Source organism: Ruegeria sp. HKCCD7559, from assembly GCF_013110575.1.
Lineage (GTDB): Bacteria > Pseudomonadota > Alphaproteobacteria > Rhodobacterales > Rhodobacteraceae > Ruegeria.
Genome location: NZ_WVQU01000001.1, coordinates 766,999 through 787,379, shown reverse-complemented (window position 1 = coordinate 787,379; position 20,381 = coordinate 766,999). Strand labels below are relative to the sequence as shown.

Sequence of the window (20,381 nt, the reverse complement as noted above, 5' to 3'; positions counted from 1 at the left end):
GGTGGACTCCTGATCGGGACTGCGGGATGGATGCATCTGACACCGGAATGAAAGGGTTCGCAATGGCCGATAATCCTCTGATCCATGACAGTGACGCAGGGATCGAACGCCTGCTGGAAATCATGCGCCGCCTGCGTGATCCGCAAACCGGCTGCCCGTGGGATATCGAACAGGATTTCGCCACCATCGCGCCCTATACGATCGAAGAGGCCTATGAGGTCGCCGACGCCATCGAGCGTGAGGCCTGGGACGAGCTGAAGGGAGAGCTGGGCGATCTGCTGTTCCAATCCGTCTTCCACGCTCAAATGGCGGAAGAAGCGGGATATTTCACCTTTCAGGACGTGGTTCGCACCATGTCCGACAAGATGGTGGCCCGGCATCCGCATGTCTTCGGTGACGAATCCCGCGATAAATCCGCCGAACAGCAGACCAAGGACTGGGAAGCCATCAAGGCCGCCGAACGTGCGGGCAAGGAACAGAAAGGCGCGCTGGACGGGGTGGCCGCCAACCTGCCAGCCCTGCTGCGGGCGCATAAGCTGCAAAAACGGGCCGCGCGCGTAGGGTTCGACTGGCCCGACGCCGGCCACGTTCTGGCCAAGATCACCGAAGAAGCCGCCGAACTGGAAGAGGCGCGTGACAAGATGGACGCGGACGCGCTTGAGGATGAGTTTGGCGATCTGCTGTTCGTGATGGTCAATCTGGGTCGTCATCTTGGCATCGAACCGGAGGCCGCGTTGCGCCGCACCAATGCCAAGTTCACCCGTCGCTTTGAACAGGTCGAGACCCGGCTGGCCGAACGGGGAAAGACCCCCTCGCAAAGCGATCTGGCCGAGATGGATGCGCTGTGGGACGAGGTCAAAACCGAAGAGCATCGCGCCAACGGCAAACTCCCGCCGGTTGAAGTCATGGCCGCACCCAGAAACGGGTAGACAAGGCACCCGACACTTGCGAGTGTCCCACCTTCACGACCACCGGAGACGCCCATGCCCCCTCGCAAGATCATCATCGACACCGATCCCGGACAGGACGATGCCGTCGCTATCCTGCTGGCGCTGGCCAGCCCGGAGGATATCGAGGTTCTTGGCATCACGGCGGTCGCAGGCAACGTGCCCCTGGAATTGACCGCCAAGAACGCTCGGATCGTGTGCGAACTGGCGGGCCGGACCGACATACCTGTTTACGCGGGCTGCGACAGACCGTTGAACCGCCCGCTGGTCACGGCCGAGCATGTGCATGGCAAGACAGGTCTGGATGGCCCGGACCTGCCCGATCCGCAGATGCCGCTGACCGAAGGGCATGCGGTGGATTTCATCATCGACACCCTGCGCGCTGAAGAACCGGGCACGGTAACACTTTGCCCGCTGGGGCCACTGACAAATATCGCGACCGCGTTCAGCAAGGCTCCGGACATTGTGGACCGGGTACAGGAAATCGTTCTGATGGGCGGAGCGTATTTCGAGGTCGGCAACATCACCCCGACAGCTGAGTTCAACATTCACGTCGATCCAGAAGCCGCTGATATAGTTTTCAAATCCGGCAGACCTATCGTGGTCATGTCGCTGGATGTCACGCACAAGGCGCTGGTCACCAAACCCCGCAATGATGCGTTCCGTGCGCTGGGAAACAAAGTCGGAATCTCCGTCGCCGAGATGACCGATTTCTTCGAAAGGTTCGACAAGGAAAAATACGGCAGCGCAGGTGCGCCTTTGCACGACCCTTGCGTGACCGCCTATCTGATCCGGCCCGAGCTGTTTTCGGGTCGTCATGTGAATGTCGAGATTGAAACCCAGTCCGAGCTGACAATGGGCATGACGGTCGCCGATTGGTGGGGCGTAACCGACCGCGCGCCCAATGCGCTGTTCATGGGGGAAATCGACGCCGACGGCTTCTTCAATCTTTTGACGGAAAGGCTGGCCAGATTATGAGCGCCGCCCTGCGCCTGGCGCGCCCCGAGGACCTGGATCGTCTGATGGCACTGGTCACCGCCTTCCATACCGAGGCCGGATTGACGCAAGACCCGGACCAGACCCGAAACGCTCTGACACCCCTGCTCGAGGGTATTCCCCATGGCTGTGTCTATCTGATCGGCCCCGGACGCGCGCCGTTGGGCTACATCATCCTGACCTTCGGCTGGTCCGTCGAATTCGGCGGCATGGACGGTTTCGTGGACGAAATCTATATCCGGCCCGCTGTTCGCGGCCGCGGCATCGCAACCGAAGTTCTACTGGCGCTGCCCAAAGCTTTGTCCGAAGCGGGGCTGACTGCCCTTCATCTGGAAGTCGACCGGCACAACGAGGTCGCTCAGAAGATCTATCTGCGCACCGGGTTCAAACCACGCGACAGATATATGCTGATGAGCAAGTTGCTTTAACGAGACTCGCCGCGGAAGATATTGGCCGGGTTCATGTCCTGTACCGGGTCATTCGACGAAACTTCTTCTCCGGTTATCGGATACGTTCCCGGACCCGCGCAGGCAGACAATACTGTGATGGACGCTGTGACGATTATCAGAAGGAATTTGGATACAGACATCGTGGTCTCCTTTCTGCAATGAAGAAAGACTACGGCATTTGGAGTGAACGCGATAAGTAACAAGTTCACACATAAGAATAATTAAGCCACTTAAATATTATCAAATTTCCACGTCTAAGACCACCATGCCCCTGAGAATTTTATCTTTTTTCTGGCACGCCAATGTCTTCTTCAAAAAGCGGCATTTCGAAAAAAAGCAGGTGATCGCGTGCGATTTCAGGAGTTTCGTAATAGGCGTCGCGCAGGTGAAAGCCCAAAGACAGGTATAACCGAGTCGCCACTTCCAGGGGTTTGCCGGTGTCCATTCGAATATAGTCGAACCCAAGATCTCGGCACATTTCGATCAGCGAAAGCATGATGGCACAGCCTGCGCCGGTCCCCCTTGCTGCGTCGGTTACAAATACGCGTTTGATTTCAGCCACACCGGGCTCGTAGGTGTGAAACATGCCGCAGCCGACCGGTTCCCCATGCAGCAATGCCAGTTTGATCCCACCGTTCGGCGGTGCGTGTTCCGCGTCAATGTTGTCCATTACACGGGCGTATTTTTCGCTTGGGTAGAAAGCCTGCACAATCTGGGCGGTTCTTTCATCCAGCGCCAGCAGGAAATCCCTGTAATCCCAACACAAACGCCGAACCGCTTCAAACTGGTCCGGCGTTTCCGGTTCGATGATGTTCAGCACAATGCGACCCCCGGATCAAACCCGGGGGTCAGCCTAGCACCAAGTGCGTTATTTGCGAAGGATCGACGCGCCTGCGTATTCGGCCACTTCCCCCAGCGACTCCTCGATGCGGATCAGCTGGTTGTATTTCGCCAACCGGTCCGATCGCGCCAATGAGCCGGTTTTGATCTGACCACAATTCGTCGCCACGGCCAGATCGGCAATGGTCGCGTCCTCGGTCTCGCCCGAACGGTGCGACATCACGTTGGTGTACCGCGCGCGGTGCGCCATATCGACGGCGCGCAGGGTTTCGGTCAGCGAACCGATCTGGTTCACCTTGACCAGCATTGAGTTCGCGCAGCCACGTTCGATCCCTTCGGCCAGACGTTCCGGGTTGGTCACGAACAGGTCATCACCAACCAGTTGCACCTTGTCGCCGATGGCATCGGTCAGGGCCTTCCAGCCATCCCAGTCATCTTCAGACATGCCATCTTCGATCGAGATGATCGGATAGTCATTGACCAGAGCAGCCAGATAGGCTGCGTTTTCCTCGGATGTCAGGGTGATCCCCTCGCCCGCCAGAACGTATTTGCCGTCTTTGAAATACTCGGTCGCCGCGCAATCCAAGGCCAGGTGGATTTCTTCGCCCGGCTTGTAGCCCGCCTTTTCGATGGATTTCAGGATGAAATCCAGCGCCTCGCGTGTGCTGGCAATGTTGGGGGCAAAACCGCCCTCGTCGCCCACTCCCGTGGCCAGACCCGCGGAAGACAGTTCTTTCTTCAGTGTATGGAACACCTCGGACCCCATGCGCACCGCTTCGCGAATGTTCGCGGCGGCGGTCGGCATGATCATGAATTCCTGAATGTCGATCGGGTTGTCGGCATGTTCGCCACCATTGATAATGTTCATCATCGGAACCGGCAGAACCCGCGCCGAGGTGCCGCCCACATAGCGATAGAGCGGCTGGGTGGTGAAATCCGCCGCCGCCTTGGCCGTGGCCAGCGAGACACCCAGGATAGCGTTCGCACCCAGACGGCCTTTGTTCTCGGTGCCGTCCAGCTCGATCATGGCCTGGTCAATGGCCACCTGCTCGGTCGCGTCAAAGCCCACCAGTTCTTCGGCAATCTCGCCGTTCACGGCGGCGACGGCTTCCAGAACGCCTTTGCCCATATAGCGCGCCTTGTCGCCATCGCGTTTTTCAACCGCCTCATAGGCACCGGTGGACGCGCCCGAGGGTACGGCAGCGCGACCCATGGTGCCGTCTTCCAGAATCACGTCAACTTCGACTGTCGGATTGCCCCGGCTGTCCAGAATTTCGCGTGCGTGGATGTCGATGATGGTGCTCATGAAGCCTGTCCCTGTGACTGCGGTCGGTTGCACGCGTCATAGCAGCAACCGGCCAAAAGTAAACCGGTTCCGTTAACGCTAACACGTATATTCCCGGACATTTAGGGCTAACAATTCGCTGTTTGCGCCAACAGGGTCAGGCAGGTGCCAATTCCCGCGCCAGACGCCGTTCGCGGACAAAGGTATAAAGACCCGAGCCGATGATCAGGGTCGCCCCCGCCATTGTCAGCGCATCAGGGCGTTCACCGAACATCAGCATTCCAGCAAGGATCGAGAACACAAGGCGCGTGTACCGGAACGGCATCAGGGCCGAGGCTTCGCCCACCCTCATCGCAGTGACAATGCCGTAATAGCCCAGCACGCCAAATCCGATCGCCCCCGCATAAGGGCCCGTTTGACCGGCTTGAACCGGCACGAAGGATGCCCCGGACATGACCATCAGAACCAGGCCGGCCACAGCCACCGCAATATAGGCCTGCATCGCAACGACGGATGAGGGCACGCGTGGGTCCAGCTTGCGGGTGATCAGATCGCGCGCCGCAATGGCGACCACGGACAACACCACAAACAGGGATTCCGGCCGAAAGCCCTCCATCCCCGGACGGATGATCATCAGAACACCGACAAAGCCGACACCGATCGCGCTCCAGCGACGCCAGCCGACCTGCTCTCCAAGGAACAGGGCCGCACCCATGGTGACGACCAGCGGCATGGCCTGAAACACGGCCGCAACGGTGGACAGGTCGATCAGCGACAACGCCGTCACGAACGCCACCGCGCCAAAGCCTTCGGTCGCAGCGCGGATCAATGGCAGGGCTTTCCATGCCACGGGGTCAAAGATCCGCTTTCGGGTGACCACTGACATCGCGGCAAACACGAGCCCGCAAAACACGCCCAGAAACACCATGATCTGCCCTGTCGGCACAGAGCCGGACAGGAGCTTGATGAACATGTCCTCAAGTGCAAAGGCCGCCATCGACCCGATGAGCAGCAGGATGCCGTTTACGTTGTTCATTTGCGCGTCCGTTGGAAAGGGCACATCTGGTGCCTGTAGATGCACAACAACCTCAACCAACGGCATCTGGCAAGACAATTCCCGTCACGCCTGATGAATTAACGTGAGGCGATCAATCGCGTTTCGTGATGGGTCAGTCCTTTTCCAGCGGGACGCCGTACAGCTCCAACCGGTGCCCTTTCAGCTTATACCCAAGCTTGGCGGCGATTCTTTCCTGTAGGGCTTCGATCTCGGGGTCGACGAATTCGATAACCTCTCCTGACTGCATGTCGATCAGGTGGTCGTGGTGATCGCGCTCGGCGTCCTCGTACCGGGCCCGTCCGTCGCCGAACTCAAGACGTTCCAGAATACCAGCCTCTTCGAACAGTTTGACCGTGCGATAGACCGTTGCAATGGAAATGCCTTTGTCCGCAGCAGACGCCCGCGCATAGAGTTCCTCGACATCCGGGTGGTCGTCGCTCTGTTCCAGTACCTGCGCGATGACCCTTCTTTGACCGGTCATGCGCAGCCCTTTGGCTTCACAACGCCCAATAATCGTTTCCGACATGATGCCCCTCAGACTTGCTCGGGTGTCTGTCTTAATATGTCTGCGCAGGTTTCGCTACAGGGATTTCACCTTTTGCGACCTTCTGATCTGGCGCGCGTCAGATCGGCCCAGACCGGCAGGTGATCAGATGCGATATGCGCGGGACGTGTGTCGTGAACACCGTGCGCCACGGCCTGTATTCCGCTGCCCAGCGCGATCCGATCCAGCGCGCCCAGGGGCTGCGCGGCGGGAAAACTTGGTCTGGGAGGCAGAAACCGCATTTCGGGGACCAGGTGATCCAGTACTGGCTGACGTGACCACTCGTTGAAGTCACCGGCCCAAACAGTCGGCATCTGGTCCATGTCCCAGTCGTTCCGCCGAATGTGCAAAATCTGCTGTCGCCGCGACGCTGGCAACAGTCCAAGATGCATACCCATCACGCGCAATGGCCCGATATGGGTGTCGAACTCGACACGCACCGCACCGCGCGGCTCCAGCCCCGGCAACTCGTGATGCCCTTTTCGGCGGACCGAGATACCCTCTCCGCGCCAGATCACCGCGTTGCCGTGCCAGCCCAGACTTCCCGCGCCGCCCAGATCTACGATCTGCCATCCCGCCTCGTCCAACATAAAATGCGGCAGCGCGGCCGGACGGGGCGGCAGGCGCTTGTCGGCCTCCTGCAACACCACGATATCCGCTTTCATGTTTTCGATGACTTGCAGAATACGTTGGGGTTGGCGCCGGAAATCCAGCCCGACGCATTTCTGAATGTTGTAGCTTGCGATACGCAGCGTGGAGGAAGTTGGCATGGGGGCGTGACCAAATGAATTGCCCTAAAGTGCCATGCCTGACGTGAGGCGCAACCCCTCTGCTTGGTTTCCTGCTGCGACAATTCCGATACGGCATCCGCCCCCAGCAATCTGCCTCCTATTTCGGCGATTGAAACCTGGCTGATATCAAAGCGAAGGTTCCGCTTGATCCCCGGCCCTGCAACGCTCTATCCCGATGCGGTGACGACAACGCATCGCAGCCAAAGCGGGGCCCGCATGAGCCTGAGCCAGACCCAACCCGACAACAGCACCCGGGCCAGTATCGTTTTGGTGACAGGCGGCGCGCTATGGGGCCTTTATTGGATTCCGGTGCGGTTTTTCTTTGATCAGGGCCTGACCGGCCCCTGGTCAGGGATCGCGATGTACTGCGCGGCCCTGATTGCGTTGCGCCCCTTCGTCTGGTCCGACAGGCGCATGCTGGCCCGGCAATGGCGCGATTTGATGCTCAGCGGAATGTTCACAGGGGCTGCATTCGGCCTGTATTCAATCAGCCTTGTCTACACCGACGTCGTCCGCTCGATCCTGTTGTTCTATCTCACCCCGATCTGGGGCACGATTCTGGGCGTCGTATTTCTGAAAGAACGCCTGAGCCTGATGCGCCTTGCGGGTCTGATCTGCGGGCTTGGCGGGCTGTTTGTCGTGCTCGGAGGCGCCGGGTTCGTGCCATGGCCGCAGAACTTGGGTGACTGGCTGGCACTGGCATCGGGCATATGCTGGGCATTGGGTACACTGGGCCTGTACAAGGCTGGCAGCATGACCATCTCGGGTCAGGTCTTTGCCTTTGTGATTGGCGCGCTGTTGCTGTCGCTTGTCAGCCTGCTGATGCTTGGGGGCCAAACCCTGCCGAACATCACGGGCGAAGAGTCGATCCGCATAGCGGGATATGCAATGCTGTCCACCTTTTATGTCCTGCCCATGATCTACATGACCATCTGGCCAGCAACAAAGCTGTCCCCCGCAAAGGTCGGCCTGCTGCTGATGAGCGAGGTTGTCGTTGGCATCGCTTCAGCCGCCGCCCTGTCAGGAGAACCATTTGGCCTGCGTGAGTTTCTGGGCGCCATCCTGATCGTCAGCGCCGCGGTGGTGGAAATCCTGCGGAAATAGATGCAGGCCTCGCGTCACGTCCCGCAGAATGTTGCATGGACCACCTCATTTTCGGCCGGAGGACGCCTCAGGTCTTCCGCATCCCCCTGATCCTCGTACGGTCGCGCCAACACAGCGTTCAGCCGGTCGAAGGGCGCGTAATCACCCTGCACCGCCGCCTGGATCATCTGTTCGATCCGGTGATTGCGCGGAATGAATGCGGGGTTTGCGGCAGTCATCACCTCCAGTGGCGCCGCTTCGTGCGCCAACCGTGCACGCCAGTCTTTTTCCCAAGCGTCAAACGCTGCCGGGTCAAGGAACTGATCCCGCGCCGTGCCACCGCCCAGCGCCCGGAAGGTATTGGTGAAATCCGCCTGCCCCCCGGCCATGCGCTTCAGAAGGTCGGTGATCAGTTCCTGATCGCCCTCGTCCGCGGTTGCCAGTCCGATCTTTGCCCGGAACCGGGACAACCAGTTCTGTTGCAGCAGGTCCGGCATCGCGTGGACGATCTCGGTCGCCTCTTCCACGGCGGCCTCTTTGTCGTCCATCTGCTGGATCAAGGCCGTTGCCAACTGCGCGAGGTTCCACACCGCGATATCAGGCTGGTTCGAATAGGCATAACGACCCATCCGGTCAATCGAGCTGTAGACGGTGTTGGGGTGATAAGTGTCCATGAACGCACATGGGCCGTAGTCAATGGTCTCACCCGCGATCGAGCAGTTATCGGTATTCATCACCCCATGGATGAACCCCACGCTCATCCATCGTGCAATCAAACCGGCCTGCGCATCGCGCACCGAACGTAACAGGCCCATCGGCCCATCTGCCTTTGGGTAATGCCGCGCAATGGCATAGTCCGTCAGGCGCTTCAGGCTGTCCATCTGCCCACGCGCTGCAAAAACCTGAAAGGTCCCCACCCGCAGATGACTGGATGCAACCCGGGTCAGAACAGCTCCGGGCATCGGAGCTTCACGAAAGACGGTCTCGCCGGTTTCCACGGCTGCCAAGGCGCGTGTGGTCGGAATGCCCAGGGCATGCATCGCCTCGGACACCACATATTCCCGCAGCACCGGCCCCAGCCAGGCCCGGCCATCGCCCCGGCGGGAAAACGGCGTAGGACCCGAACCTTTCAGCTGGATGTCCCGGCGCACCCCGTCCGTTCCAACCGTCTCGCCCAGCAACACCGCACGTCCGTCGCCCAGCTGCGGGTTGTACTGCCCGAACTGATGCCCGGAATAAAGCTGTGCGATGGGCTCGGCACCTTCGGGAATACTGTTTCCCGCAAAGGCTTCGGCCATGTCCTCGACGCCTCCGGGCGATATCCGCAGCAACCTGGCCAGATCATCGTTGAACGCAATCATCCTTGGCGCGCGCACGGGAACCGGTGACTGCCGTGCAAAGAACGCATCCGGCAGGCGGGCATAAGAGTTATCGAAGGGGATTTTCAGGGTCATGCCGTAAACATATCCCTCGGACGCATGAATACCATAGCGGATCACACCGGCCCGTGCATAATCGCACCCAAACACGAGGAACCACATGACCGCACAAGAGATTATCGACCGCCTGAACCTGCAACGCCATCCCGAAGGTGGTTGGTATGCCGAGACATGGCGCGCCGAAAACGAAGGTCGCCCCACCGGCACCTGCATCTACTTCCTGTTGCAGAAAGGCGAAAGCAGCCATTGGCACCGTGTCGATGCGACCGAGATCTGGCTGTACCATGCCGGCGCGCCGCTTGTCCTGTCGCTCAGCGCAACCGACCAAGGCCCCGCCACCGAACATGTGCTGACACACGACCTTTCCGCTGGCGCACCACAATTGATCGTCCCGGAAGGCCATTGGCAAGCCGCCCGCAGCACGGGTGATTACACGCTGGTCAGTTGCACAGTCTCGCCCGGCTTCCAATTTGAAGGATTTGAATTGGCCGCCCCGGGCTTCGATATCCCCAAGGCGTAAGCCGACGTTCAACGATCTCGGAAAAGGAGAGTTTACAGACGGTTGCCCATTGATCATTCTGTACACGCAGCCACAGGCGACGGAGTAACGAGTGAGTATGAAGCAGGTCCTGCTGACTGTCTTGTTCTTGTGTCAAAGCGCAGCATGGGCCAGCGCAGAGCCCGCTTGCGCCGAGGCCCGTCTTGCATCCGATCTGACTGCGCCAGAACTGAACGGGGAAGAAACGGCTGAAGATGCTGACCCGATCGTGACAGCCGAACCTGCGGTGCTGGTTTCCAGGCGTCCTGCCCTGCGACCCTGCAAGTTTCGGAAATTCGAAGTGGGCCGTGAACGAATGCAGGAACGGGGCGCCGTGTGCGGCGACTGGACCATTCTGGGTGAAACTCGCAAGCCCGTCGCCGGAAAGGCCCGCGGATGCGGGATCACGAACCCGGTTCGGGTTCACAAAATATCAGATATCGCTCTCAGCCAGTTCTCATTGATGGACTGCCAGACAGCGGTCACGCTGAAAACGTGGATCGAAAACACGGCCAAGCCAGCCTTTGCCGATATGGGCGGCGGGCTGAAGGGGATGCGGATCGTTGGCCACTATGCCTGCAAGACCCAGAACAACCAGCCGCGTTCACGCATCTCGGAACATGCGCGCGGAAGGGCGATCGACATATCGACCTTCGTTCTACAGGACGGAACACAGATCACGGTCCGGGACGGATGGAGCAACGCGCAAGGCGCTGTTTTGAGAGAGTTGCACGAAGGCGCCTGCGGCATATTCGGAACCGTGCTTGGCCCGGACGCCGACCGCTATCACGTCGGGCATTTCCATTTTGACACGGCCCGCCGCAAGGGCGCTCCGGTGTGTCGATGAACCTTCGGGTTGCGCCTCTATTTGTCGCTTCGGCTTTTGATCAACAAATTGATCAGCGGTACCAGCAGCGTCGCTGCCGATCCCAAAGGGTTCGATCCAATGCTCTTGACCGCCTGCACGACCTCTTTGGCCTCTGCCGTCATCTCCTCCAATTCGTCTTCAATATCCGCTATGGCCATATCGCGCACCTCGACGGCCGGTGCGACTTCGTCGTCGATATTTCGGCGTCTTGCAATCAGCACAATAAGCCCGGCGAAAACGATGTTTCCAAAGGCCAACAGCGCCGCCGCCGATGCCGGTGACATCGCGCTCTGAAGCGCCAAGAAAAAAGAGACATTCAAAAGCACCACCGCCGACAATGCCGCGATGCCCGCGATGCCCATCAGTATGGTCTGTTGCTGAACCACCCCAAGACGGCGGCGTGCAATCAAACGTTCGGTCCGATAGATCGTAACCAGGTTCTTGCTCAGTCTGCTCATAATCCGCCTCCTAGCCCTGCGCGCGCCCGACGACGTACCCCAGCGAAAACGCAATCAGCAACGCCGTGATCGGATAGTCTTTCTGAAGCCGACCGAACTCCTCGGCAACGTCATGTCCCAAGGACTGAACCTGGCTCAGGTCGATCCCGTGGTCTTCCAGCAGCTGCCGGATTTCATCCGACGATTTGGCGCCCTCAGGCGGATCATCGGAACCCGATTCCTTTTCGGCCTGCGCCTCCAACGTCGCATTCCGCTTCCGCAACTTCTCCAACTCGGCCTCAAGCTCTGCCTTGGTCGCCATACTGCCATGCCCCTGATCCATCGGTCCGGGCAATCGTCGCACAAAGAGTTGTTTTTTTGAACTGTTTTCCGGATCGGGTTATCCGACCGGGTCCATCGACACCGTACTGACGACCCCGCCACCGACAAGCGCCTTGACGCCGGTGGTTCCGGGACAAGAGGTCGGCAGCCCCCGCGCGACACGCACCGCCAGATAGGCAAACGCCTGCGCCTCAAGCATGTCGCCGTCCAGCCCCACCGCCTCAACCGGTTCGACCGGGCAATCCAGCGACACGCGCAACATCTCCATCAGCACCGGGTTGCGTCTGCCGCCCCCGGTGACCAACACACAAGACGGAGGTTTCGGACAATGCTCCATCCCCTGCACTACAGCTGCGGCGCACATACCGGTCAGGGTCGCCACCGCGTCAGCGTCATCCAGTTCCTTGACCAAACCGATCATTTCCGAAAAATCGTTCCGGTCCAAAGATTTCGGCGGCATGCGAGAAAAATACGGCTCGGCCAGAAACAGCTCCAGCGCGCCCATTTCCACCGTTCCATCGCGCGCAAGCGCCCCGTCGCGGTCCATCGGAAGCCCCAGCCGGGCCTGCATCAGATCATCGACCGGCGCATTGGCCGGGCCTGTATCAAAGGCCAGCAACGCACCGGGCGCTTCGGGGCCCTCGAACGCCGGGTCCACATAGGTCAGGTTGCCGACCCCGCCCAGGTTCAGGAAACACAGCGGCCGGTCCGCGCCGAACCATTTGGCACAGGCGAAATGAAAGAATGGCGCAAGCGGAGCCCCCTCGCCCCCCATCGCCACATCGTCGCTGCGGAAATCCCAGACCACCGGGCGCCCGAGGGCCTGCGCCAGCCCCAGCCCATCACCGACCTGCAATGTCCCGCGCCCGCGCGGCTCATGCGCCAGCGTCTGTCCGTGAAAGCCGATCAGATCCACATCCTCGAACTCGGACAGTGCTTCGGCATGGGCGATTGTCACCATCTCTGCCGCCGCATCGACCTGGGGTCCATGCCACTGGCCCAGCGCGGCGCGCAACACATCGCGTTCCGCATCCGAATACGCGCGGTATCCGCTTTGCCCAAACCCGTAAATCAAATGCCCGTCGGTTTCCACCACCGCGGCATCAACCCCGTCCATCGATGTGCCGGACATTGCGCCCAAAGCCCGGAGCTTTCCGTGTTTCGCGATGGTCTGGCCCAAGCTTGCCTCCTGACTTGGCTGTGTCATTCGCCGCCTCCGGGTCCGGGATTTCACCTTTGGGTTGCAGCCCGGTCAACGTGCCTTCTGTTGGGGCGCAAAGGCAAGCGTTCCGGACCGGCCCGGCAATTTTTTTCTCAGCGCGCGTGTCTGGATCGACACCCTCGACCACACCCCGCGCCCGAGGTGAAAAGGTGGCTTTTCCTCCCACGCGCTGCCGCCTATACAGTGCCCCGCAACATTAACCCAAAGGGCACGATATGACCTACCACCCCAAATCGGATTTCATCGCCACGATGATCGAGCGCGGCTTTCTCGCCGACTGCACCGATTATCAGGGCCTTGACGACGCGCTGATTAGTGGGGTGCAAACAGCGTATATCGGCTATGACGCCACGGCGCAGTCGCTGCACGTGGGTCATTTGATGAACATCATGGTTCTGCGCTGGCTGCAAAAAACCGGCCACAAGCCGATCACCCTCATGGGCGGCGGTACCACCAAGGTGGGCGACCCGTCGTTCCGTTCGGACGAACGCCCCCTGCTGGGGCCCGAACAAATCGACGCCAATATCGCCGGGATGCAAAAGGTGTTCGCCAAGTACCTGTCCTATGATGACAGCGAAACCGGCGCGCTGATGCTGAACAATGCCGAGTGGCTGGACAGTCTGAACTACCTCGACTTTCTGCGAGACATCGGCAGGCATTTCTCGGTTAACCGGATGCTATCGTTTGAATCGGTGAAATCTCGTCTGGATCGTGAGCAATCGCTGAGCTTCCTCGAATTCAACTACATGATCCTGCAAGCCTATGACTTTCTGGAGCTGAACCGCCGGTATAACTGCGTTTTGCAGATGGGCGGCTCGGACCAATGGGGCAACATCGTCAACGGCATCGACCTGACCCGCCGCGTGCTGGATCATGAAATCTATGGCCTGACGACCCCGCTGCTGACCACCAGCGACGGACGCAAAATGGGTAAATCTCAGGGCGGCGCGGTTTGGCTGAATGAAGATATGCTTTCCTCATTCGAGTTTTTTCAGTTTTGGCGCAACACAACAGACGCTGACGTGGGCCGATTCCTAAAAATCTTCACAGAACTTCCCGTTGAAGAATGTGAACGATTGGGGGCTTTGCGTGGCGCGGAAATCAATAGCGCTAAAAAGATACTCGCTTACGAAGTTACTGCGCTACTTCATGGCGAAAAAGCTGCAAAGTCCGCCATGGATGCTGCTGAAGGTATTTTCGGTACAATGGCAGCCCGTGAAGGAGAAAACTACCTTCCCTCTGAGTTCTTGGCTGGACTCCCGACTATATCGCTAACGCTTGATGAAATTGGAGAGGGGATTTCTATCGTGCAGCTCTTCGTCAAATCGGGTTTGGCAAAATCCGGCAAAGAGGCCAAGCGCCTGATCGCCGAAAACGGTGCCAAGCTGGACGACGCGCCGCTGACCGATGCGGGGCTGATGATCGACGCAAACGCCCTGTCTTCGCCGATCAAGCTGAGCGCAGGCAAAAAGCGCCACGCGTTGGTTCAACTGGGCTGACCCGGCAAGGCTGAAAGACACGAAATCGAAACGGCGACCCAAACGGGTGGCCGTTTTTCATTCGGCAAGCCGTGCTTATCTGCGTTCTTTTCCGCCGCCACGACCGGGCCGGTCGCCACTTTCGTCATTGTTGGCGTTATGACCGCGGCCCGGGCTGCTGCCTTCACCGCCATTGCCATGGCCGTTGTTGCCCTTGCCACCACCTTTACCCTTGCCGCCTTTACCTTCGCCTTTGCCTTCACCGCCGCCGCCGGGTTCACCGCCGCCGCCAGATTCACCTCCGTCGCCGGATTCACCACCGCCACCGGACTCACCACCGCCGGACTCACCACCACCGCCAGTTTCACCGCCACCGCCGGATTCACCTCCACCGCCAGTTTTACTACCGCCACCGGTTTCACTACCGCCACCGCCGGATTCGCTTCCTCCACCGCCGGACTGGCCACCTCCATTGTTATCGCTTTCTTCAGACGCGCCGCTGGGGCCACTTTCACCGCCTCCGACAGCTCCACCAGCATCGGCGAATCCAGACCCACCGGGTTCAGATCCGCGGCTTTCACCCCGGTTTTCCGCCGAACCAGACAGGTTTGCCGTCGGCAAATCCGTCAGCAACGCGGCCAGCCCCGGGCATTGCGCTCCGGTTACAGTCAAAGTTGTTTCAAAGTCGGCACGCTTTTGAAGCCTGTCCAGAAAACTCGGGGTTACCTGCACACAATCGCACAACCCGGCATAGTCCCCCGCGTTGGCAAGAGTCCGAGCCGTTTTCCAGTTGCAGGTTTCCGGTGCGGCAGCGGCATCGCCAACCATCACCATTCCAAAAACGGGCACAGCGACAACTGCACCCAGTATGTGTTTCGTACTTATTACCATAACAGATCCTCCTGACGGAAAAACACACAAAGGCGCCGAGTTCTTCGCTCACGAACAGGCGCGTTTTCGTGAAGTCGGCATTAAGTATTGTTGAGGATCGGCCGAAAAATCGGGGCCAAGGACCCTACCCGCCAACCAAGTTCCTGCCTTCTCAAATATGTGGACTCTGGCCCCAAAATGCAGTTATTGAACAAGTGTTCATATCCTCGGGAGGAGTTCACCATGCACCTGTCCACCACTGCCGCCCTCATCACCGGAGGCGCATCCGGTCTTGGCGAAGCCACGGCACGCCACTTCGCCTCGGAAGGCGCGCAGGTCACCATTCTGGATCGTGATGCGGATCGTGGCGCACAGGTCGCCGCCGAGATTGGCGGGCATTTCGCACAAACGGATGTAACCGACCAAGAGTCGGTGGCCGCAGCCGTGCGCCATGGCATGGACAAGATGGGCAAGATCACGGCCACGGTGAATTGCGCCGGTATCGCCTATGGTATCAAGACCGTCGGCAAGGATGGCCCTCACCCTCTGGATGCTTTCCAGCGTACGATCGACATCAATCTGGTTGGCACCTTCAACGTGTCCCGGCTGGCCGCTGCCGAAATGGCAAAGAATGAACCCGAACCAGACGGGGCACGCGGGGTGATCATCAACACCGCCTCGATCGCTGCGTATGACGGGCAAAAGGGTCAGGCGGCCTATGCGGCCTCGAAGGGCGGCGTCGTGGGCATGACGCTGCCGATGGCCCGCGACCTGGCCTCGACCGGCATTCGGGTCATGACCATCGCGCCGGGCATTTTCATGACCCCGATGCTTGCGGGCCTGCCCGAAGAGGTGCAACAACAGCTTGCCGCCGACGTCCCGAACCCTGCCCGCCTTGGCGATCCGCATGAATACGGACGACTGGCCGGCTTTATCGTCGAGATGGGCTATCTGAACGGTGAGGTCATCCGCATCGACGGTGCCCTGCGTATGCGCTAAACCGGGGCTCATGACCGAGCGGCAGAAAATGGAAGCGGGTGAATGGTATTGCTGCCTTGACCCGGAACTGGATGCGCTTCGCGCCGAAGCGCGCCGGGCCGTTCATGCCCATAACACATGCCCGCCGGATGCCCGTGGGGCCATCGCGCCGGAACTGGCAGCCCTGTTCGCGGGCTTTGGTCAGGATAGCTTTCTCGAGGCTCCGTTTCACTGTGCCTACGGAATAAACCTGTCGTTGGGAGACCGCGTGTTTTTCAACGCAGGCTGTGTCGTGCTCGACACCGCGCCGGTGACGATTGGGAATGACACGATGCTTGGACCTGCGGTGCAGATCTATTGCGCCGAACACGCGAAAGATCCTGCCTTGCGCGCTCAGGGCCTCGAAGTTGCCCACCCTGTCAGGGTCGGCGACAACGTCTGGATCGGCGGGGCCGCGATCATCATGCCGGGCGTTACGATCGGCAACCATGCCATCATCGGAGCGGGCAGCGTGGTGACAAAAGACGTTCCCGCCGGCGAGACCGTGGTTGGAAACCCTGCCCGGCCGATACGCGCCGGCCGATAACCCTGCTCTTCCGCCAATCCACCAGGGTCTTGTTCGCGGGGCGTAGCGCCTGTTTTTTTGATCAGGCCGCGCCGGGTCAACGTGTCCCCAAGGAGGGGCGCCCGGGCAAGGTGGATTTCGACTGCGCCGAACTCGAAAGAGACATCGCCTACGCCGAAGAAGAATGCACCCAAAACGACCCGCATATGGTTGCGACATATCCTGGTGTCGTTGCCTTCCATGCAATTTGGAACAGCCGCGAACCGTGGCAGACGCATTTGAACGCGCTTCATCTCGCCACTTGCATGAAAACGATCGACGGGGTCGCAGCCGAATCAAGCTGAACGAAATGGCGCGGATCGGCTGGCCCGGTCCCCGGCAAAACCGAAGCAGCAGGCGAAACTCGGCTTTCAGCAACTTTTAAACGCCGCCTGATAAGGCGCGCGCAGTTGGCGTCTACTCAGCCTGGGCTTTCTCTTCCAGTGTCAGCCATTCCTCTTCGGCCGCCGACAACTTGTCTTGCCGTTCGACAAGCGCCTCGGACGCTTTCTGGAACTTGACCGGCTCGCGGGTAAACAGCTCGGGGTCGGACATCAATTCTTCGAGCTTTGCAATCTCGGCCTCCAGCCGTTCAATCTCGGCCGGCAGCTTTTCCAGACGGTGCTTCTCGGAAAAGGATAATCCCGATCTGGCTTTTGCTTCCTGCTTCACCTTCGGCTTGGAAAGCTTTGTCTTGATGTCTTTTTTCTCGGAAACTTCGCCCCGCTGCGCAATATAGTCGGACCAGCCGCCGGCATAGACGGTCGCCCGCCCGTTGCCTTCCATCGCGATGGTCGTCGTTGCAACGCGGTCCAGAAAATCCCGGTCGTGGCTGACCAGCAGAACTGTTCCATCGTAGTCGTCCAGCAGTTCCTGCAATAGATCCAGCGTTTCGACATCCAGATCGTTGGTCGGTTCGTCCAGCACCAGAAGATTGGAAGATTTCGCCATCAACTTGGCCAGCAGCAACCGAGCCTTTTCCCCACCCGACAAGGATTTGACAGCCGCCCTTGCCTGCCGCTCGTCAAACAGGAATTCCTTGAGATAGCCCACGACATGTTTGGGCTGCCCGCCAACCATCACCTGATCGGCCTTGCCGGAAACCCGCATATCCGGGTCGCCGGTCAGGCTGTCCCACAAGCTCATCTCGGGGTCCAGTTGCGCGCGGGTCTGATCGAACACCGCGACCTCAAGATTGGTGCCCAGCGACACCGAACCTTCGTCCGGCTCCACCTGCCCCAGAAGCATCTTCAGCAAGGTCGTCTTGCCGACCCCGTTCGGCCCGACAAAGGCCACACGATCACCGCGCTGCACCAGAAGATCAAAATTCCGAACGATCTGCTTGTCGCCGAACCCTTTGGCCAGCCCTTTGGCCTCGATCACCTTGCGGCCCGATTTTGGCCCGGCCTCCAGCGTCATCGCAGCGGAACCCTGACGCTTGATCTGTGCCGCCTTTTCGGCCCGCAGCGCCTGTAGGGCCCGCACCCGGCCCTGATTGCGTTTGCGTCGGGCGCTAATGCCCTCAACCGCCCATTTGGCCTCGGACTTGATCAGACGGTTCAGCTTGTGACGCTGCTGGTCTTCTTCTTCCCAGATCTTGTCTCGCCAAGCTTCGAACGCGTCAAAACCTTGCTCCTGCCGTCGGACAGCGCCCCGATCAATCCAAAGTGTCGCCCGCGTCAGTGCCCGTAAAAAGGCCCGGTCGTGCGAGATCAGCACAAACGCCGCTCGTGTCGACCCAAGCTCGCGCTCCAGCCACGCGATGGCTTCGATATCCAGATGATTGGTCGGTTCGTCCAGCAGCATCAGGTCCGGTGCCTCGGCCATCAGCTTGGCCAATGCCGCCCGCCGCCTTTCACCGCCCGAAGCAGTCTCAACGGCGCGCGCAGGATCGAATTTCAGCCCCGCACCCGCCCGTTCAACCTTGTAGAGCTCCCCCGGCTCCAAACCGCTCGACGCATAGTCGCCCAGGGTGGCAAAGCCCTCCATCGTCGGGTCCTGCTCCATATAGCCCACGGATTTTCCGGGCGGCACGACAATTTCACCGCGGTCAGCCTCGACCAGGCCAGCCATCACTTTCATCAGCGTGGATTTGCCCGACCCGTTGCGCCCAACCAGCGCCACGCGGTCACCGGGCTGTACCACCAGATCCAGTTCGGAAAACACCGGTTCGCCCCCGAAAGTCAGGGATATGCCGGACATCTGCAACAAAGGAATTCTCGCCATGCCCGCCAGCTAAACCGGCGGCCACACTGCGTCAACGCCCTGTTTTCACCTTTTCGGAAATACTCACCTTAAACGGCCAATGCCCGAAACAGGCGTCTTCGGGCCGGCGGGATCGCCCCGATTTCAAGCCCGGTAAACACATGCAACGTGTTCATGTGACGATCCACAACCGCGTGATCACTCACCCACCCCCCCATCATCAGATAGGTTCGCAACAGGGGCGGCATGCGCGACATGGCCTTTTTCGCATCCGGCCGGCGCCGCAGACGTGCGGCAAAGCGGAACACGTCCGGAGCCTTGACCCGCGGCAACCACCGTTTCGGGGCCAGGTGGCGATGTTTGAGCATCGCAAAGGCATCAAGGTATCGCCCGGTTTCGGTCCCGGCAAAGGACGAACATCCAAACAGCATCTGAACATTGTGTTGATCGACATAGGACGTCATTGCACCCCAGGCGACACGCAGAATGTCAGGATCGTTCAGGCCCGGATGAACGCAAAACCTGCCCATCTCGACCATGCGGCCACTGAACCCTGCCAACGAGCTCAGGTCGTAGAACTGTGCTGAATAGCTGCGTCCGATTTCACCGCCATGTTCCATTGTCAGCAACCGAAAGCAGCAGACCAACTGCCCGGCGGATCGCATATCTTCAACAAGGACATGGCTGCATTGCGCGTCAAAAGCGTCAATGTCCGGTTGCCGGGTGCCGAATGCCAATGTCCGCAGGCTTTGTGCGGCCCTGATATCCTCGGCCGATTCCGCCAGACGGGCGCGATAGCGCCCCTTGCTTAACATAACTGCCGCCGCCACGGTCGCGTCCTCCATGGGTGCCGACCCACGAGTGTCGGCACGACACCGTTAACACAAGACATGTGACCGCCTTGTGACCAACGCAAGGTTCCGCCGCGATCAGTTGGCGCCAGGAATATTGGCCGGGTTGAAGTTGCCGATATTGCCCAACAGCTGACGCAGGAAGCCTTTGTCCTGAACGTTGGAATCGGTCACACGGCGTTCCAGCGGAATCACGATGCCGTCTTCCAAGCCAAAACGCTCGATGTTTCTGACCACTCCACGCTGATCAAAGCTGATGGCGACCAGTTCGCGCGCCACCACTTCGGGCCGTTTCGGGCCGTAATGGCGGACCCGCGAGCGGACATAGTAATAGCCCGTATCCCGCACGACCCCGGACGCACCCGGTGCGCCGATGGCTTCTTCCACGCTGTCGCGCGTATCCACGCCCACTTTGATTTCGGCCAGTTCCTCGGCCGGAGGCACATAGCCGTGATTCTTGTAGATCGGCGTACAGGCCCCGGCCGCAGCCAGACAGGCAACAAACACAAGCGATTTCGTCGCTGGTTTCAACCGGTTCACTACCTTCAACATGCACA

The 20,381-nt window shown here is 59.7% G+C and carries 23 protein-coding genes; 9 read left to right on the top strand and 14 right to left on the bottom strand.

What is annotated here, in order from left to right; translation table 11 throughout:
• Positions 1 to 62: 62 nt before the first annotated feature.
• Genes mazG through GS605_RS03950 form a run of 3 tightly spaced genes read left to right on the top strand, consistent with a single transcriptional unit; the run spans position 63 to position 2,371 of the window.
• Entirely contained in the window at positions 63 to 929 is an 867-nt protein-coding gene (mazG, locus tag GS605_RS03960; protein ID WP_171723128.1) for a nucleoside triphosphate pyrophosphohydrolase, read from the top strand.
• A gap of 54 nt (positions 930 to 983) precedes the next feature.
• The gene (locus GS605_RS03955) at positions 984 to 1,925 is read left to right on the top strand and encodes a nucleoside hydrolase (protein WP_171723127.1); all 942 of its coding nucleotides are present in this window, start codon (positions 984 to 986) and stop codon (positions 1,923 to 1,925) included.
• Positions 1,922 to 2,371 (top strand): N-acetyltransferase, encoded by a 450-nt coding sequence (locus tag GS605_RS03950; protein WP_171723126.1) that lies wholly within the window; start codon positions 1,922 to 1,924, stop codon positions 2,369 to 2,371. Before GS605_RS03955 ends, GS605_RS03950 begins: the two co-directional genes overlap by 4 nt.
• Here the strand turns inward: GS605_RS03950 and GS605_RS03945 are convergent.
• The 6 genes from GS605_RS03945 to GS605_RS03920 all read right to left on the bottom strand — a co-directional run bounded on the left by GS605_RS03945 (position 2,368) and on the right by GS605_RS03920 (position 6,888).
• The gene (locus GS605_RS03945) at positions 2,368 to 2,532 is read right to left on the bottom strand and encodes a hypothetical protein (RefSeq protein ID WP_171631940.1); all 165 of its coding nucleotides are present in this window, start codon (positions 2,530 to 2,532) and stop codon (positions 2,368 to 2,370) included. The two genes, GS605_RS03950 and GS605_RS03945, sit on opposite strands and share 4 nt — an antisense overlap.
• A 140-nt stretch (positions 2,533 to 2,672) precedes the next feature.
• Positions 2,673 to 3,212, bottom strand: coding sequence for a GNAT family N-acetyltransferase (locus GS605_RS03940; RefSeq protein ID WP_171631937.1), 540 nt, complete (start codon positions 3,210 to 3,212; stop codon positions 2,673 to 2,675).
• 48 nt (positions 3,213 to 3,260) lie between these two features.
• Positions 3,261 to 4,538 (bottom strand): phosphopyruvate hydratase, encoded by a 1,278-nt coding sequence (gene eno / locus GS605_RS03935; protein ID WP_171723125.1) that lies wholly within the window; start codon positions 4,536 to 4,538, stop codon positions 3,261 to 3,263.
• 136 nt (positions 4,539 to 4,674) lie between these two features.
• Positions 4,675 to 5,553, bottom strand: coding sequence for a DMT family transporter (locus GS605_RS03930; protein WP_171723124.1), 879 nt, complete (start codon positions 5,551 to 5,553; stop codon positions 4,675 to 4,677).
• A gap of 133 nt (positions 5,554 to 5,686) precedes the next feature.
• Entirely contained in the window at positions 5,687 to 6,100 is a 414-nt protein-coding gene (locus tag GS605_RS03925) for a Fur family transcriptional regulator (RefSeq protein WP_171631929.1), read from the bottom strand.
• 65 nt (positions 6,101 to 6,165) lie between these two features.
• Positions 6,166 to 6,888 (bottom strand): endonuclease/exonuclease/phosphatase family protein, encoded by a 723-nt coding sequence (locus GS605_RS03920; RefSeq protein ID WP_152458217.1) that lies wholly within the window; start codon positions 6,886 to 6,888, stop codon positions 6,166 to 6,168.
• Positions 6,889 to 7,053: 165 nt separating this feature from the next.
• Between GS605_RS03920 and GS605_RS03915 the strand changes: the two genes are divergently transcribed.
• A complete protein-coding gene (locus GS605_RS03915) occupies positions 7,054 to 8,013 on the top strand; it encodes a DMT family transporter (protein WP_171723123.1) in 960 nt (319 codons plus the stop codon).
• 14 nt (positions 8,014 to 8,027) lie between these two features.
• Here the strand turns inward: GS605_RS03915 and GS605_RS03910 are convergent, their stop codons facing one another.
• Positions 8,028 to 9,446, bottom strand: coding sequence for a YdiU family protein (locus GS605_RS03910; RefSeq protein ID WP_171723636.1), 1,419 nt, complete (start codon positions 9,444 to 9,446; stop codon positions 8,028 to 8,030).
• Between the two features lie 85 nt (positions 9,447 to 9,531).
• Between GS605_RS03910 and GS605_RS03905 the strand changes: the two genes are divergently transcribed.
• Positions 9,532 to 9,951: a cupin domain-containing protein gene (locus tag GS605_RS03905; RefSeq protein WP_171723122.1), complete on the top strand. Its 420-nt coding sequence runs from the start codon at positions 9,532 to 9,534 to the stop codon at positions 9,949 to 9,951.
• 97 nt (positions 9,952 to 10,048) lie between these two features.
• Positions 10,049 to 10,816: an extensin family protein gene (locus GS605_RS03900; RefSeq protein WP_253283256.1), complete on the top strand. Its 768-nt coding sequence runs from the start codon at positions 10,049 to 10,051 to the stop codon at positions 10,814 to 10,816.
• A 17-nt stretch (positions 10,817 to 10,833) separates the two neighbouring features.
• Here the strand turns inward: GS605_RS03900 and GS605_RS03895 are convergent, their stop codons facing one another.
• The 3 genes from GS605_RS03895 to GS605_RS03885 form a co-directional block, all read right to left on the bottom strand.
• Positions 10,834 to 11,295 (bottom strand): hypothetical protein, encoded by a 462-nt coding sequence (locus GS605_RS03895; protein WP_171723120.1) that lies wholly within the window; start codon positions 11,293 to 11,295, stop codon positions 10,834 to 10,836.
• Between the two features lie 10 nt (positions 11,296 to 11,305).
• Complete coding sequence (locus tag GS605_RS03890) at positions 11,306 to 11,596, bottom strand: hypothetical protein (RefSeq protein ID WP_171723119.1); 291 nt, start codon at positions 11,594 to 11,596, stop codon at positions 11,306 to 11,308.
• Between the two features lie 78 nt (positions 11,597 to 11,674).
• Entirely contained in the window at positions 11,675 to 12,823 is a 1,149-nt protein-coding gene (locus tag GS605_RS03885) for an anhydro-N-acetylmuramic acid kinase (RefSeq protein ID WP_171723118.1), read from the bottom strand.
• Positions 12,824 to 13,053: 230 nt separating this feature from the next.
• On the opposite strand from GS605_RS03885, the gene tyrS reads away from it, so the two are divergent.
• Complete coding sequence (gene tyrS / locus GS605_RS03880) at positions 13,054 to 14,337, top strand: tyrosine--tRNA ligase (RefSeq protein ID WP_171723117.1); 1,284 nt, start codon at positions 13,054 to 13,056, stop codon at positions 14,335 to 14,337.
• Here the strand turns inward: tyrS and GS605_RS03875 are convergent.
• A complete protein-coding gene (locus GS605_RS03875; RefSeq protein ID WP_171723116.1) occupies positions 14,325 to 14,897 on the bottom strand; it encodes a hypothetical protein in 573 nt (190 codons plus the stop codon). The genes tyrS and GS605_RS03875 overlap by 13 nt on opposite strands.
• A 532-nt stretch (positions 14,898 to 15,429) precedes the next feature.
• On the opposite strand from GS605_RS03875, the gene GS605_RS03870 reads away from it, so the two are divergent.
• Positions 15,430 to 16,185, top strand: a complete 756-nt coding sequence (locus GS605_RS03870; protein WP_171723115.1) for a 3-hydroxyacyl-CoA dehydrogenase — start codon at positions 15,430 to 15,432, stop codon at positions 16,183 to 16,185.
• 10 nt (positions 16,186 to 16,195) lie between these two features.
• The gene (locus GS605_RS03865; protein ID WP_171723114.1) at positions 16,196 to 16,750 is read left to right on the top strand and encodes a sugar O-acetyltransferase; all 555 of its coding nucleotides are present in this window, start codon (positions 16,196 to 16,198) and stop codon (positions 16,748 to 16,750) included.
• Between the two features lie 435 nt (positions 16,751 to 17,185).
• Here GS605_RS03865 and GS605_RS03860 read toward each other — a convergent pair whose 3' ends face one another.
• From GS605_RS03860 to GS605_RS03850, 3 genes are all read right to left on the bottom strand, one after another.
• A complete protein-coding gene (locus GS605_RS03860; protein WP_245217968.1) occupies positions 17,186 to 18,994 on the bottom strand; it encodes an ABC-F family ATP-binding cassette domain-containing protein in 1,809 nt (602 codons plus the stop codon).
• A gap of 68 nt (positions 18,995 to 19,062) precedes the next feature.
• Complete coding sequence (locus GS605_RS03855) at positions 19,063 to 19,818, bottom strand: GNAT family N-acetyltransferase (RefSeq protein ID WP_171723113.1); 756 nt, start codon at positions 19,816 to 19,818, stop codon at positions 19,063 to 19,065.
• An 84-nt stretch (positions 19,819 to 19,902) separates the two neighbouring features.
• On the bottom strand, positions 19,903 to 20,376 hold the full coding sequence (locus GS605_RS03850; protein ID WP_171631898.1) for an outer membrane protein assembly factor BamE: 474 nt from the start codon (positions 20,374 to 20,376) through the stop codon (positions 19,903 to 19,905).
• Positions 20,377 to 20,381 lie beyond the last annotated feature (5 nt).